This is a genomic window from Oceanobacillus arenosus (assembly GCF_003369575.1).
Lineage (GTDB): Bacteria > Bacillota > Bacilli > Bacillales > Amphibacillaceae > Oceanobacillus > Oceanobacillus arenosus.
Genome location: NZ_PIOC01000012.1, coordinates 65,205 through 80,711, shown reverse-complemented (window position 1 = coordinate 80,711; position 15,507 = coordinate 65,205). Strand labels below are relative to the sequence as shown.

Sequence of the window (15,507 nt, the reverse complement as noted above, 5' to 3'; positions counted from 1 at the left end):
TTTTAAGATTATCGACGTAATCCAAGTCGTTTAATTAATTCACGGTAACGTGTAACATCTTTATTACGAAGATAAGTTAGTAAATTACGACGTTTACCAACCATTTTCAATAAACCACGACGTGAATGGTGATCTTTTTTATGAACACGTAAATGTTCATTTAAAGTTGTGATTTCTGCAGTTAGTACAGCAATTTGTACTTCTGGAGAACCAGTATCAGTATCATGTACTTTGTATTCATTGATAATTTCATTCTTACGTTCTTGTGTAATAGCCATCTGGCTCACCTCCTAATTTAATTCTATATCCCCAGTTTCCTAGCAAACGTCGGAGTTACGATTTGCCAAGCAACGGTTTTACGATTACAAGCATAACTCTTTTCCAATTAAAATGCAAGCAGAAATACATTGAACGGTTAGAGAAATTAATTGCCGCCTCCATACATATTGACAGTCTTCGTTGTAATTATCTGCCAAAGTAGCTACGAATATTTTTCTCATCCAGTGCTAATTGCACGATAAGTTCCTCGGCATTCGCAAATTTCTCTTCATCCCGCATATATTTATACCACTCGATATATAATTCTTCGCCATACAAATCATTATTGTAATCAAATATATTTACTTCGACAGATAAATCCTCACGATCAGCAGTAAAGGTTGGGTTTGTCCCAATACTAGCCATGCCTTCGTAGGTTTCATTCTTGTAAATTACTTTCACTGCATAAATTCCCTGTTTTGGGAGCAGTGTGTCTGGATTGACGCTTAAATTTGCAGTTGGATAGCCTAGTTCTCTGCCGCGTTGGTCGCCTTTTATTACTATTCCATCCAGCTTAAAAGGCCTTCCAAGTAGCTGATTTGCTTCCTCAACTTGTCCTGTTCGTAAAAGCTCTCTAATTTTTGTTGAACTGACCTTCTCGTTATCCAATGTGAATTTATTAATTGTCGTAAACGTAAATTTATCTCTCGTATACCCTGCTAAATTATTCATGTTTCCACTACCCTTATGACCAAACGTATAATCAAATCCAGCAACTAAATGTTTAATATTTAAGCCAATTATGAAGTGATCTATGAATTCCTGCGGAGATAATTTAGATAGTTTCTCATTAAACTTGATAATATATAACCGATCCACATTTAACTGTTTAAGCATTTCCTTTTTTTCTCGCATCGGTGTAATGTATTTCACATGTTGTGTATCCTTCTTCAACACTACGGATGGATGTGGGTGAAAGGAGATGACAGCACTCTCCATATGCTTTTCTTTCGCTTCATCGATTGCCGCCTGTATCACTTTCTGATGTCCTATATGTATGCCATCAAAAAATCCAATCGCACTAATCGTATCTGGTAATTCATCCAAAACTAAGGCATGTGGGTATGTTAATTCAAATGTTCTCAAATTTTTTCACTTCTTTCTCACCCATTAAATACTCGAACCGGTTTAATTTGGTCCGGATGATCAGGGTGGTTCTGATAAATTGCTAATAATTGCTGCTCATGCATAACTAAAAATGGATCTGTTTCAATTGTCTGTTGTGGCTTTGGCAGCTTTTGACCATTCATCACTTTAGATGTTGTTACTTCATCAACATCAAGTATGGCTAGATGATCTACTCCATGAATAATAGGAACAAGTAATCTTTCCTGTTCATTAATTTCAGCAGCCTCTTCTATATTAGCAAATGTCACTGTATTTTTCTCGGAAAACGAACCGGTATTTGTCCGAACTAGAGCAGACATATGTGCAGGATATCCTAATTTTTTACCAATATCAACACATAATGTACGGATATACGTACCTTTTGAACATAGCACCTTGATTTTGAAACTATCTGTATCCAATGATAATAACTGGATATCATAAATGGTGATCTCCCGTTTTGGCCGTTCCACTGTTTCATTTGCTCTAGCATATTCATATAGTTTTCTTCCATTTACTTTAACGGCGGAATACATCGGCGGGATTTGTGTAATCGTTCCCATGAAAGATTCTAGCACTTCATTAATTGTGTTCTCTGCTATGGGGGTCACTACTTTCTTTGCTTCGACTACTTTTCCTTGTGCATCTTCTGTATCTGTCGCCGTTCCTAGCTTCACTTCTGCTATATACGTTTTTTTTGTATCGGTTAAAAACGGGACAATTTTGGTTGCCTCGCCAATACAGATTGGTAGAACACCTTCCACTTCAGGATCAAGGGTTCCAGTGTGACCAACCTTCCTGGTTTTAAACAGCCTTCTACACTTCATCACACAATCATGTGATGTCATTCCCTTTGGCTTCCACAATGGTAAAATACCATTCATATAATCAGCTCCAAAAACATAAAATATCGATATTTATTTTCCCATGGAAAAATCTGACTGGTTAAATGAATAACCAAGTCAGATTCATATTATTATTTATTTAGATCACGTAAAATCGTATCAATACGATTACCATATTCAAATGCTTCATCAAATTCAAAAATAAGCTCTGGAGTTTTACGTAAACGAATTCTTCTGCCGATTTCTGTACGGATAAACCCTTTCGCTTTCGCTAGTCCTGTAAGGGTTTCATGTTTTTGCTTTTCATCACCTAAAACGGAAATGAATATTGTTGCTTGTTGTAAATCCCCTGTCACTTCAACATCCGTTACCGTAACGAAGCCAACTCTTGGATCCTTTAACTTACGCGTAAGAATTTCTCCTAGTTCTTTTTTCATTTGTTCTGCAATTCGATTTGCACGTAATTCAGACATTATACTTTCACCTCGTCAAAAACCTATTATCCTCTTCCTGCAATTTTGTAATAAATTACAGGAAGAAAGGCGCTTATATGCGTTCCACAGTTGTAATTGTACGTTCTAATTCTGGAAAAGAGTCAATAACCTGTAACGTCTTTTGGATTCTTTGTTCAGCATGTGATAAATCCGTTGAAATGGTGACAATCCCAATTTTAGTCCGTTGCCAAAGATCATGATAATCCAGTTCCGTCACCGCAACATTATAATCCTTACGTAACTTTGCTAATAATCTTTTGATAACAGAGCGTTTTTCTTTGAGCGAATTTCCTTCATACAACTTGCATTCAACCTCCGCAAATAAGATCATTTGCGTTCGATTTCTACCATTTTATATGCTTCAATAACGTCGCCTTCTTTAACATCATTAAAGTTAGCAATCGTAATACCACATTCATAGTTTTGTGCTACTTCTTTTACATCATCTTTAAAGCGTCGTAGCGTATCAATTTCGCCTTCGAATAATACAATACCATCACGGATTAAACGAATACTTGCATCTCTTGTTATTTTACCATCCGTTACATAGCTTCCTGCAATTGTACCAACTTTAGAAACTTTAAATGTTTCACGTATTTCTGCTTGCCCGATAACCTGCTCTTCAAATTCTGGGTCAAGCAAGCCTTTCATTGCAGATTCAATTTCTTCAATTGCACTATAAATAACACGATGCAGGCGAACATCTACTTTTTCAGATTCTGCAGCTTTCTTCGCATTCACATCTGGACGGACATTAAAGCCGATAACAATCGCATTTGAAGCAGAAGCTAAGATAATATCTGACTCTGTAATCGCACCTACACCGGAATGGATGATTTTAATATTAACGCCTTCTACATCAATCTTTTGAAGCGATGACGAAAGTGCTTCAGCAGACCCTTGTACATCCGCCTTGATAATAATATTTAATTCTTTCATTTCACCAAGTTTAATTTGCTCAAATAGATCATCTAAGCTAATTTTCGTTTGTTCATGACGATTTTCCATGATATGTTTTTGCTGACGCGCTTCTCCAATTTGACGCGCTTTTTTCTCATCCTTAAATACTAAGAATTGGTCACCGGCCTGTGGCACATCATGTAATCCAGTAATTGCTACAGGAGTAGATGGACCTGCACTTGTAACACGTTCGCCTAGATCATTTACCATTGCACGAACACGACCAAATGTATTACCAACTACAACGGGATCTCCTACATTTAAGGTACCATTTTGTACGAGTAATGTTGCAACAGAACCTCGACCTTTATCAAGCTCTGCTTCAACAACAGTACCAAATCCATTTGTATTTGGATTTGCCTTTAATTCCTCAACCTCAGCTACGAGCAAAATCATTTCTAATAAATCATCGATACCTGTATGTTGTTTCGCTGAAATTTTTACAAAAATAGTCTCGCCGCCCCAGTCTTCAGGTACAAGACCATGCTCGGTCAATTCCTGCATCACGCGATCAGGGTTCGCTGCTTCTTTATCCACTTTATTCACTGCAACAATAATCGGTACTTCTGCTGCTTTTGCATGGTTAATTGCTTCGATTGTTTGTGGCATAACCCCATCATCCGCTGCTACAACTAGAATCGCAATATCTGTAATTTGTGCACCACGTGAACGCATGCTTGTAAACGCAGCATGTCCTGGCGTATCTAAGAATGTTATTTTCTTTCCATTCACATCTACTTGATATGCACCGATATGCTGTGTAATACCTCCAGCCTCACCAGCAGTTACTTTCGTATTACGAATCGAATCGAGTGTTGTTGTCTTTCCGTGGTCAACATGCCCCATAATCGTAACTACAGCAGGTCGCTCAACAAGATCCTCTGGTTTATCTTCAACGATGTATTTATCAAAATTCGTATCTTCAATAATGATTTCTTTCTCTACCTCTACATTATATTCACTACAAATCAGTTCAATTGTATTATCGTCTAAATCTTGGTTTTTCGTTGCCATTACACCCATGAACATTAACTTTTTAATAATTTCCGCTTCTTTTTTATAAAGTTTGCTAGCTAATCCACTTACCGTCAATGTATCACTATACGTAATCTTTTCAGGTGTTTCAACTACAGTTGATTGGTGTGTGGATGTTTGTTTTCCTCTTCCTTTATTAGCATGATTCGGACGTCTATTTTGATTTCGATTATTTTTCTGATGACCGCCGGATTTATTATTTTGTGTTGTATTTCCCTTTTTCTCTGGGCGATTGTCTTTCTTCTTCATTTGATTTGATCCGTTTTTATTTGCATCATTTTTCACGGTTGTTTGTTGTACTGTTTTCTCCTCTTGCTTCGGCTTACTACTGAATTTCTTATCTAATTTTACGATTGTATCGTCTGAGATTGTTGACATATGATTCGAAACTTCCACATCCAATTCCTTCAAATAGTCTATTACATTTTTACTTGACGTATTAATTTGTTTTGCATATTCATATACACGCATTTTACTCATACGTTCACCCCCGAGATTAATTACCCAACAACGATCTTATCTTAGTTGCAAAACCGGCATCTAGAATGCCTACCGCAACCCTTTGGGATTTCCCAATTGCGTTCGATAGTGTTTCCCGATCATCTACGATCACAACTGGCACATTATAATAACTACATTTATCCATTATTTTCTTCTTCGTTTGTGGACCAGTATCACTTGCTAAAAGCACTAATTTTGCACGCTGGTTTTGAATATCCTTAATAATCAATTCTTCACCTAAGGAACACTTTCTAGCTCGATATGCAAGCCCAATTAGGTTTAGATAACTATTTTTCATTGGCATTACCTGTGACAAGAATTCTTAATTCTTCATATATGGAAGCATCGACTTCCGTATTTAACTGGCGATTAAGTGCATTTGATTTCTCCGCCTTTACAATGACATCCAAGTCCCGAGATAAGTAAGCACCGCGTCCATTTTTCTTGCCAGTTGGATCAACAAAGACTTCTCCTTCTTTGTTGCGTACAACACGGATGAGGTCTTTTTTTGGTTTCATTTCATTCGTTATAATGCATTTCCGTTCTGGTGTCTTCCGTTGTTTTACCATACGTATCCCTCCTTATTCGAACAAGTCTTCCGCTTCTTCTGAATCTGAATACGTATCCTCTGTTTCGGTTAATAGACCTTCTTCTCTTGCTTCTGTTTCACTCTTAATATCAATTTTCCAGCCTGTAAGCTTCGCGGCTAGTCTTGCATTTTGCCCACGTTTTCCAATGGCTAACGATAATTGATAATCCGGCACGATTACTGTTGTTGCTTTTTCTTCTTCATTTACGATGACATCAACAACTTTTGATGGGCTTAGTGCATTCGCAACATATACTTTCGGATCCTCTGACCATTCAACAATATCGATTTTTTCACCTTTTAGTTCATCCACGATTGCTTGTACACGTTGTCCTCTTTGACCAACACATGAACCAACTGGATCGATTTCCGGATTGGTAGCATATACGGATAGTTTTGAGCGGTCTCCTGCTTCTCTAGCCACAGACTTGATTTCTACAACACCATCAAATATTTCTGGAACTTCCATTTCAAACAGACGTTTTAACAGCCCCGGATGGGATCTTGAAACATATATTTGGGGTCCCTTACTCGTGTTCTCAACTTTAGTAACAAACACTTTCAAACGATCATGGATCTTATATTCTTCCGTCGGCATTTGTTCAGCTTCAGCAAGTTTTGCTTCCACTTTTCCTAAATTCACATAAACAAATCGCGGGTCCTCACGTTGAATAATCCCAGTCATTACATCTTCTTCGCGATCAATATATTCAGAGAAGATGACGCCACGCTCTGCTTCTCTTACTCGTTGCGTTACTACTTGTTTCGCTGCTTGTGCAGCAATTCGTCCGAAGTCCTTTGGTGTTACTTCTAGTTCAATCGTATCCTCTAATTCATAATTAGGATCAATCTTTCTCGCCTCATCTAAAGAAATTTCAAGCTGTGGATCCTCCACTTCTTCTACTACTGTTTTTCTTGAGTAAACACTCATTTTACCTGTTGCTTCATTTAATTCAACTCTAACATTAGAGGCAGATTTGAAATTCTTCTTATATGCTGATATTAATGCGGCTTCTAATGCCTCTAATAATACTTTTTTGTCAATACCTTTTTCATTTGATAAATTATCAATTGCATCAAACAACTGACTGCTCACTTTCTTTTCCCCCTTAAAACGTGACAGCAATTCTTGCTTTTGCTATTTTGTCATATGGAATTTCTACTTGTTTCACTCGATTTTTAATTTTATATTCGATCGTTAATATATTATCTTCAAATTTCTTTAAAATACCTTCATACTCTTTTTCATCATCAATTGGTTCATATAGTTTAATATACATATTTTTAGATATATTGTTATGAAAGTCTTCCTTAGTTTTTAGTGGTCTTTCAACACCTGGTGATGAGACCTCTAGGAAATATGGATCCTTTATTGGGTCTGTTGCATCAAGCTTTTCACTCAGCGCTTCAGATACATCTCCACATTCCGTAATATCAATCCCACCTGGTTTATCGATATAAATACGAAGGAACCAATTTTTTCCTTCTTTAACATACTCGATATCCACTAGTTCTAATTGTTTTTCTTCCAGAATAGGCTGAACTAATTCCTCGGTCATTTTTATTACTTGAGAACCCAACTTTCATCCTCCTTTATTCAGTTGTAGTCTTACGTATATTATGGACTAATTCATGCTTCTTCATTTATTCCTCTTGTAAATATAAACCCCCTGCCTAAACTCGTGGCAAGGGGATCTTTTGTCAGTGTGGAATAGAACTATGAAGAAAGAGTGGGTTTTCACCCACTCTTTGACTGTCCGTATCATTACTTACCAGAGATTATTATATCACAAACATAGTATCGATGCAAGATTTACCAATTTTGCGCGTTGTATAGGCTGATTTCTAATAGCAAGGAGGACTTGAACGTGTCTTACGGCTTCGGAAATCAGCAGTACATTCCCAATCAACAATGGCTACAGACGAAATTATAATTAGAACAAAGAAAGTTGGTTTTTCTCTTCCATTCCTTCTAGGCAGCCCATGTTATCGAGATATTCTAATACAGTTTTGGATATCTTACTACGCTCACGTAAATCTTCTTTCGATAGGAACTCGCCTTCTTCTCTTGCTTTAACGATGTTTAATGCCGCATTGGTACCTAATCCATCGATTGCATTAAACGGTGGGATTAAACTGTCCCCATCAACAACAAATTCAGTTGCACTTGATTTATATAGATCCACTTTTTTGAATGATAGTCCACGCTCACACATTTCGAGTGCAAGTTCTAAAACGGTTAATAAGTTCTTCTCTTTCGGTGAGGCATCATTACCTTTTACAGCAATACCTTGAATCTGTTTTCGAATTGCCTCTGAACCTTTCGCCATTGTCTCTAAATCAAAATCATCTGCTCGAACCGTGAAATATGCAGCATAGAAATAAATTGGATAATGCACTTTAAAATATGCAATCCGGATTGCATTTAATGCATATGCAGCAGCATGTGCTTTCGGAAACATATATTTAATCTTTTTACAGGACTCAATATACCAGTTAGGAACATTGTTTTTCCGCATTTCGACTATCCATTCATCTTGTAATCCTTTCCCTTTACGGACGGATTCCATGATTTTAAATGCCAATGACGCTTCCAAACCTTTGTGGATAAGGTATACCATAATATCATCACGACAACCGATAACCTCTGTTAGAACACAGGTGCCATCATTGATTAGATCCTGGGCATTCCCAAGCCATACATCTGTACCATGGGATAACCCAGAAATGATTAATAGTTCTGCAAATGTTGATGGCTTCGTATCTTCCAGCATTTGCCGAACAAATTTTGTTCCAAATTCAGGCAGTCCCAACGTGCCTGTTTTACTATTAATTTGTTCAGATGTAACACCAAGTGCTTCCGTACCAGAAAATAGTTTAAATACATCTGGATCATCCGTTGGAATCGTTTTAGGATCAATCCCACTTAAATCCTGCAGCATCCGAATTACGGTCGGATCATCATGACCGAGTATATCGAGCTTCAATAAATTATCATGGATGGAATGGAAGTCGAAATGTGTCGTTTTCCATTCACTATTACGATCATCAGCTGGGAATTGAATTGGTGTAAAATCAAAAATTTCCTTATCCTCTGGTACAACGATGATCCCCCCTGGATGCTGTCCAGTTGTTCGTTTTACCCCTGTACTGCCTTTTACTAAACGATCAATTTCCGCATTTTTATAGACTACTTGTTTATCAGACGCATAGCCTTTTACATAGCCATATGCAGTTTTTTCTGCAACCGTTCCAATCGTTCCCGCTCGGAAAACTTTATCCTCACCAAATAATACCTTCGTATAATTATGTGCTCGTGATTGGTAATCTCCAGAGAAATTTAAATCAATATCTGGTACTTTATCCCCCTTGAAGCCAAGGAATGTTTCAAACGGGATATCATGTCCATCTTTTTTCAAAGGTGTATTACAATTTGGACAGCTTTTATCCGGTAAATCAAAACCACTTCCGACAGAACCATCTGTAATAAATTCATTATATTGACATTCTGGACAAACATAATGTGGTACGAGCGGATTTACCTCTGTTATCTCTGACATCGTGGCTACAAGTGACGATCCAACAGACCCACGCGAACCAACGAGATAACCATCATCAAGTGATTTTTTCACTAGTTTATGGGAAATTAAGTAAATTACAGCAAATCCATGACCGATAATACTCTCCAATTCCTTTTCTAGGCGATCTACGACAATTTTCGGAACCGGTTCACCATATATTCGCTTCGCATTCGTATAACAAAGATCACGCATTTCCTGTTCAGCACCATCAATGGTAGGAGTATACAGTCCATCTTTAACCGGAGAAAGCTCTTCGATGTCATCTGCAAGCTGATTAGGATTGGTCACGACGATTTCATATGCCTTTTCTTCTCCTAAGAACTGGAAACACTCCAACATTTCATTCGTCGTACGGAAAGGTGTGTCAGGCAACGTTTGACGACTTAAAGGATTTCCGGCTTGCGATGAGATAAGGATTTGTCGATATTGTTTATCATGCTCGTCAATATAATGGACATTTCCCGTTGCAACTACTGTTTTATTCATCCGGTCGCCCATCGCAACAATATTGGAAATAATATCCATGACCTGTGCTTCATTTTGTACGAGATCTTTTTCGATTAGATGGACATAGTTTGTCGGCGGCTGTACTTCAATATAGTCATAAAATGCAGCAACACGCTCTGCTTCATCGGCTGATTTTTGCATCATCGTTTCAAATACTTCCCCACGATCACACGCAGTCCCAACCAATAACCCGTCCCGGTGCTTTTGCAAAACGGATCTTGGTAGTCTTGGCACACGATAGAAATAATCAATATGTGCATAGGAAACAAGCTTATAAAGATTCTTCAATCCTTCATCCGTCTGTGCCAGCAAAATACAGTGGAACGGACGTGAGCGCTGATATGCATTCCCTTCACCCATATGATTATTCAATTGGTTATGATTGATAATCTCTTGATTTAACAACTTCTGGACGAGTTTCCAAAGTAAATAACCGGTTGCTTCGGCATCATAAATTGCTCTGTGGTGCTGTGTAAGCTCAATATCGAGATGCTTACACAGTGTATTTAGGCGATGGTTTTTCAATTCTGGGAAAAGAAAACGAGCTAATTCTAATGTGTCAACAACAGGATTTACCGCGTTGTCATAATTAATTCTGCTTAACGCCTGATTCAAGAATCCCATATCAAAACTTGCATTATGTGCGACGAGGATATCATCCCCCATCCATTCATGGAAATCCCGTATGACCTCATCAACCTCTGGTGCATCTTTCACCATATCATCAGTAATTCCAGTTAATTCTATTGTCGTATCAGATAAGGGATGATGCGGATTGGCAAATGCCTCGAATCGGTCCATAATTTCACCTTTATGAATTTTCACAGCAGCAAGCTCAATTATCGTATCATATACAGCTGACAGGCCCGTTGTTTCGACGTCAAATACAATATAGGTAGCTTCTTCTAGCCCGATGTCCTTCTCGTTATATGCAATTGGAACACCATCATCAACTAAATTTGCTTCTACTCCATACAATACTTTAATCTCGTTCTTTTTTCCTGCTGCATATGCATCTGGGAAACCTTGAACACCCGCATGGTCTGTGATGGCAATTGCTTTATGTCCCCACTTTGCAGCCTGAGTAACTAGAGCACTTGGTGAAACAACAGCATCCATTTGACTCATTGTTGTATGTGCGTGTAATTCGACACGTTTCTCATTTTCCTTTGCTTCATCTTTACGTTGTTCCACTTTAATTTCATGGATATCATTAGCCATCATCGCTAGCTCATTTGAATACATGTCTGTCTGGATGCTTCCCCTTGCTTTAATCCACATGCCTTCTTTGACAGATTTAAATTGGGCAACATCATCATCACCGTTAGAAAATTTCTTGATTTGCAATGAATCTGTATAATCTGTTGCTTTAACAATTAATAAGCTTCTGCCAGATCGCAATTCCCGTACTTCAACAGAAAAGATATAACCTTGTACTGTTACACGACGTTCTTCATCCTGAATTTGTTCCATTTGGATTGGTTCATCTTGAATTTTATAGCCAAGCTGTAATGGTTGATTTTCATGACTTACTTTTTCTTGGTCACGTTTTTCTTTTTCCTGAACAGTTTTAAGTACAATCTGCTGATCTTCTTTTGCCTTTTGTTCTTTGAATTTCTCAATATCTGCTAAATTCTTCTTCACTTCTATTTCCAACGAATATGCCAGTGTCCCTATTTTTTTACAATATAGATTAAAGTCTGCCTCAAGTCGTTTTTTCAGTGCATTTGCTTCAGCACCATTCCTTGCAGTTAACATAATCTTATTACCGTTAACTGCAGGCGCTTGATTTTGCACTAAATCTCGATATGCTGGAGATAGGTTTGTAATGGATGTAATATAGTTTTTCCAATAACCTGTAATCATTTCTCCTGTACATGCTTTATCATCGGCAGTTATCGTGATGTCGATGCCAGCAATTTGTTGAAAGGTTTCCTTTAGTTTGGCCTTTAGCGACAAGTACATATTAGCTGGCAGAACCTTTTCCACATGAATATGAAAATGCCACGTTTTTGTTTTCTTAAATACTTCTAATTTCTCTAAATAGCTCTCATTAAAATATAGCTTGCGGTATTCCTCGGGGATTTGGAGCTGCTGTAATAAATAATGCATTTTGTCCTTTTTTGAAATATCCATTGTTAGCCCTCCTGCTCATATATAACGGTATAATACCTGAAACCCTTGCCAGTAATAAGACAAGGGTTTCAAAGTTTAATTTCTTCTAAAGGAATAGACGTTGGATATCATTCCATGTTACAACAATCATTAAGAGCATTAGTAATGCAAATCCTACAAAATGAAAGACCCCTTCTTTTTCTGGAGGTACTGGTTTGCCGCGAATCGCTTCAATTGCAACAAACAGTAAACGCCCACCATCAAGTGCTGGTAAAGGAACTAGGTTAACAATTCCTAGATTAACACTTAACATTGCTGTCCATAACAGTAAATTCATAAATCCTGTTTGAACAACTTGATCTGTTGCATCATAAATTCCAACAGGACCTGAAAGCATGTCAATGGAAACCTGTCCAGTGATTAACATCATTAAGTTTGTTAATACTAATTTCGTTATATCATAGGTCTGGATAAATCCATTTTTTAACGTACCTAATACAGACTTTTCGGTTGCTTGATATACACCAATTTGCCCAATGGTAATTGATTCGCCCTTCTGATCAACTGATTCCTTCTCATTCGGAATAAGCGTTATCGCTTCCTCTTGTCCATCTCTTACTATCATGAGATCAATTTCTTGACCAGGGTTATCTCTTACAACACTTGTAAACTCTTCCCAGGTTGAAATGGATTGTTCTTCAATTTGGATAACCTCATCATTTGGTTGAAGCCCTGCTTCTTCTGCAGGTGTATTTGGTAGAATTTTACCCATACGCGCTTCATCAACTGGTACACCTTGAATTAAACCTAATATAATGAAGATAACAATCGCAAGTATGAAATTCATCATTGGACCAGCAAACAATTGCATTGCCCTCTGTCCAGGTGTTTTTGATGCGAATTGTCGATTATATGGTGCTATTTGTGTTTCTTTTTCATCCATGATAAAAAATGCTTTTTCGTCAACATCGAAACGGAGCAACTCACTCTCTTCATCAATTTCATAGCCTTCAATGATTAACTGATGATCTAAGTCTACACGCTCTACCTCGATAACTCTTGCATTCGGATGTTTTGATTTATTATTTACAATTATTTTATCAACTTTACCTGCTTGATTAAATTCTAGCCCAATATGGTGTCCAGGCTTTAGTTCAATAATCTCAGGGTCTTCACCAGCTACACGAACATATCCGCCAGCCGGAATTAAGCGTATTGTGTACAATGTTTCATTTCTCGTGAATGACAAAACTTTTGGTCCAAAACCAATTGCAAATTCACGCACAAGCATTCCAGCACGTTTTGCAAAAATCATGTGTCCCCACTCGTGAATAAACACTAATAAACCAAACATTAATATAAACGCGATAATAGTGGTCAAAAGTAGCACCATCCTTTAATTGGAATTGGATAAGCAATTAGATATAAGTAAATTTAAACGTATAATATTAAATTGTACAAGCCTAAAGTCATGTCACTTACAAAAACTGGATAATATGTAGTAATGGTAAGACAAATAATAAACTGTCAAATCTGTCTAAAATCCCACCATGACCAGGAAGGATTTTCCCTGAATCCTTTACACCATAATTTCGTTTCATTGCAGATTCTACAAGATCACCAATTTGTCCAAAAATAGAGGCAACTATTGTAACGCCAATGACAGTAAGTAAAGAATGTGGAAATGGTTGTATGAGATGAAATACAATCGCTACAATACATGCAAGCAAGATTCCACCGATTGCACCTTCGACTGTTTTATTTGGGCTAATTGTTGGCCATAATTTTCGTTTACCAAAAGCGCGCCCGAAGAGGTATGCGCCAGTGTCTGTTGACCAAATAATGAAGAAAGCAAAAAATATATTACTTAGACCATTCACGCCATCCCTTGTTTCCATTAGATAATAGAATCCTAATCCAACATAAAAGGTTGCTAGTAGAGTAAAGCCGGCATCGTCAAAAGTAAATTTATTTTTTACTAAGACAATGTAGGATAATAATAGTAAAATAATGATTGTTATCATTTCCAGTTCAGATAGTACGAGGAATGATAAGATTTCTGATTGGTTATATAGTAATATGACCCAAAGCAGTAGTACTGCTAAAATAAAACTAATCCAATATCCACTGTTTTTTCTCATCCGAACAAGCTCAAATAAACTGATTGTTGCCAAAGTGGCAACGAATATTTTAAATGGCCACCCGCCGATGATAACAAAGGGTACGAATACAATTAGGGCCAATATTGCTGTGATTGTTCTTTGCTTCATAAGTCTTTCCCCACCTTATATACCTCCATAGCGTCTTTTGCGTTGTTGATATTCGTCCAACGCTTGTCCAAATACTTCTTTAGTAAAATCAGGCCATAATACATCTGTAAACCAAAACTCTGTGTAAGCTAATTGCCATAATAAAAAATTACTTAGACGTTGTTCGCCACTTGTACGAATTAATAAGTCTGGATCTGTCAAATTATGCGTATAAAGGTATTCTGAAAAGACCTTCTCATCTATCGAATCAATCGATAGTTTCGAACAATCAATATCGGTCATCATTTGCTTAACCGCGCGCATAATTTCCGATCTACTTCCATAGTTAAGCGCAAAATTTAAAAGTAGGCCATCATTATCTTTCGTTTTATTAATCGCATATTGAACTGCTTCTTGCGTATGCTTCGGCAGCGCCGAAATTTCACCAATCATGTTAATTTTTACATTATTATCAATTAGTCCTGGAAGATATATATGTAAAAACTCCTTTGGTAATTTCATAATAAAGTCAATCTCTGATTTTGGTCTATTCCAATTTTCGGTTGAAAAAGCGTATAGAGTAAGAATTTGTATATTTGCATCAACAGCTGCTTTTACAATGTTATTCACTGTCTTTACACCTGCCTGATGTCCAGCAATACGAGGTAATCCTCGTTTCTCTGCCCAACGTCCATTTCCATCCATAATAATTGCGACATGATTTGGAATATTTTCTAAGGCATCTCCTTGTTCTTGTTGTTCGATTTGTTTACTTTTAAAAAATGGAATTTTCATCGCCATTGTTTGTCCTCCGCATTTGTTGATTGAATACGTCTTCCTCTTACATAATTATTATGAATGAATAAGGAATTATAGTACGCGTAAAGTTTATATTACAGTGCCATCAATGCGACTTCAAAAGGGAAAAAACTAGGGTTTCAGCCTTAGTTGCACTTATAAGTAAACGTTCCACCGTTCATCCTGTCCATTATAACATTCAATTCATTTTATTATAACGAGTAGAGGATAAAAATACAAAAGCCCCCTTATACAAGAGGGCTATTCTTATATTATTTTACACTTAAACAAGGAATAAATAAAGGTGGAATTCACTTTTTATATTAGAATGACCTTTTATATTTCGCAACAAGTTAGGACATGTCCAGCTCAAGTACTCAAGCTGTAGCAAGACTTCCTACATAGGAT

14 protein-coding genes are annotated in these 15,507 nt (G+C 37.1%); all 14 read right to left on the bottom strand.

Annotated elements, in window-relative coordinates:
* Positions 1-8: 8 nt before the first annotated feature.
* The 14 genes from rpsO to CWR48_RS07305 all read right to left on the bottom strand — a co-directional run bounded on the left by rpsO (position 9) and on the right by CWR48_RS07305 (position 15,102).
* The gene (rpsO, locus tag CWR48_RS07370) at positions 9-278 is read right to left on the bottom strand and encodes a 30S ribosomal protein S15 (protein ID WP_115772600.1); all 270 of its coding nucleotides are present in this window, start codon (positions 276-278) and stop codon (positions 9-11) included.
* Positions 279-465: 187 nt separating this feature from the next.
* Positions 466-1,404 (bottom strand): bifunctional riboflavin kinase/FAD synthetase, encoded by a 939-nt coding sequence (locus tag CWR48_RS07365; RefSeq protein ID WP_115772599.1) that lies wholly within the window; start codon positions 1,402-1,404, stop codon positions 466-468.
* Positions 1,405-1,421: 17 nt separating this feature from the next.
* The gene (gene truB / locus CWR48_RS07360; RefSeq protein ID WP_115772598.1) at positions 1,422-2,309 is read right to left on the bottom strand and encodes a tRNA pseudouridine(55) synthase TruB; all 888 of its coding nucleotides are present in this window, start codon (positions 2,307-2,309) and stop codon (positions 1,422-1,424) included.
* Positions 2,310-2,401: 92 nt separating this feature from the next.
* Positions 2,402-2,743, bottom strand: coding sequence for a 30S ribosome-binding factor RbfA (gene rbfA / locus CWR48_RS07355; protein WP_115772597.1), 342 nt, complete (start codon positions 2,741-2,743; stop codon positions 2,402-2,404).
* 73 nt (positions 2,744-2,816) lie between these two features.
* Positions 2,817-3,095, bottom strand: a complete 279-nt coding sequence (locus tag CWR48_RS07350; RefSeq protein ID WP_115772596.1) for a DUF503 domain-containing protein — start codon at positions 3,093-3,095, stop codon at positions 2,817-2,819.
* Positions 3,092-5,239 carry a translation initiation factor IF-2 gene (gene infB, locus CWR48_RS07345; protein WP_115772595.1) on the bottom strand — a complete coding sequence of 716 codons (2,148 nt, stop codon included), beginning with the start codon at positions 5,237-5,239 and terminating at the stop codon, positions 3,092-3,094. Before infB ends, CWR48_RS07350 begins: the two co-directional genes overlap by 4 nt.
* Positions 5,240-5,255: 16 nt before the next feature.
* Positions 5,256-5,558 (bottom strand): YlxQ family RNA-binding protein, encoded by a 303-nt coding sequence (locus tag CWR48_RS07340; RefSeq protein ID WP_115772594.1) that lies wholly within the window; start codon positions 5,556-5,558, stop codon positions 5,256-5,258.
* Positions 5,548-5,829, bottom strand: coding sequence for an RNase P modulator RnpM (gene rnpM, locus CWR48_RS07335; protein WP_115772593.1), 282 nt, complete (start codon positions 5,827-5,829; stop codon positions 5,548-5,550). The genes CWR48_RS07340 and rnpM overlap by 11 nt, the downstream gene beginning before the upstream one ends.
* Before the next feature lie 12 nt (positions 5,830-5,841).
* The gene (gene nusA, locus CWR48_RS07330) at positions 5,842-6,945 is read right to left on the bottom strand and encodes a transcription termination factor NusA (protein ID WP_115772592.1); all 1,104 of its coding nucleotides are present in this window, start codon (positions 6,943-6,945) and stop codon (positions 5,842-5,844) included.
* A gap of 13 nt (positions 6,946-6,958) precedes the next feature.
* A complete protein-coding gene (gene rimP, locus CWR48_RS07325; protein WP_115772591.1) occupies positions 6,959-7,429 on the bottom strand; it encodes a ribosome maturation factor RimP in 471 nt (156 codons plus the stop codon).
* A gap of 354 nt (positions 7,430-7,783) precedes the next feature.
* Complete coding sequence (locus CWR48_RS07320) at positions 7,784-12,073, bottom strand: PolC-type DNA polymerase III (RefSeq protein WP_115772590.1); 4,290 nt, start codon at positions 12,071-12,073, stop codon at positions 7,784-7,786.
* Between the two features lie 85 nt (positions 12,074-12,158).
* Positions 12,159-13,433 (bottom strand): RIP metalloprotease RseP, encoded by a 1,275-nt coding sequence (rseP, locus tag CWR48_RS07315; RefSeq protein WP_115772589.1) that lies wholly within the window; start codon positions 13,431-13,433, stop codon positions 12,159-12,161.
* Between the two features lie 97 nt (positions 13,434-13,530).
* A complete protein-coding gene (locus CWR48_RS07310) occupies positions 13,531-14,322 on the bottom strand; it encodes a phosphatidate cytidylyltransferase (RefSeq protein ID WP_115772588.1) in 792 nt (263 codons plus the stop codon).
* Positions 14,323-14,337: 15 nt separating this feature from the next.
* Entirely contained in the window at positions 14,338-15,102 is a 765-nt protein-coding gene (locus CWR48_RS07305; RefSeq protein ID WP_115772587.1) for an undecaprenyl pyrophosphate synthase, read from the bottom strand.
* Positions 15,103-15,507 lie beyond the last annotated feature (405 nt).

Coding starts and splice junctions, on each gene's coding strand:
- CWR48_RS07305 (WP_115772587.1), bottom strand. CDS start 15,102: ATGGCGATGAAAATTCCATTTTTTAAAAGTAAACAAATCGAACAACAA.
- rpsO (WP_115772600.1), bottom strand. CDS start 278: ATGGCTATTACACAAGAACGTAAGAATGAAATTATCAATGAATACAAA.
- CWR48_RS07320 (WP_115772590.1), bottom strand. CDS start 12,073: ATGGATATTTCAAAAAAGGACAAAATGCATTATTTATTACAGCAGCTC.
- CWR48_RS07310 (WP_115772588.1), bottom strand. CDS start 14,322: ATGAAGCAAAGAACAATCACAGCAATATTGGCCCTAATTGTATTCGTA.
- rnpM (WP_115772593.1), bottom strand. CDS start 5,829: ATGGTAAAACAACGGAAGACACCAGAACGGAAATGCATTATAACGAAT.
- CWR48_RS07340 (WP_115772594.1), bottom strand. CDS start 5,558: ATGAAAAATAGTTATCTAAACCTAATTGGGCTTGCATATCGAGCTAGA.
- truB (WP_115772598.1), bottom strand. CDS start 2,309: ATGAATGGTATTTTACCATTGTGGAAGCCAAAGGGAATGACATCACAT.
- rbfA (WP_115772597.1), bottom strand. CDS start 2,743: ATGTCTGAATTACGTGCAAATCGAATTGCAGAACAAATGAAAAAAGAA.
- infB (WP_115772595.1), bottom strand. CDS start 5,239: ATGAGTAAAATGCGTGTATATGAATATGCAAAACAAATTAATACGTCA.
- CWR48_RS07350 (WP_115772596.1), bottom strand. CDS start 3,095: ATGATCTTATTTGCGGAGGTTGAATGCAAGTTGTATGAAGGAAATTCG.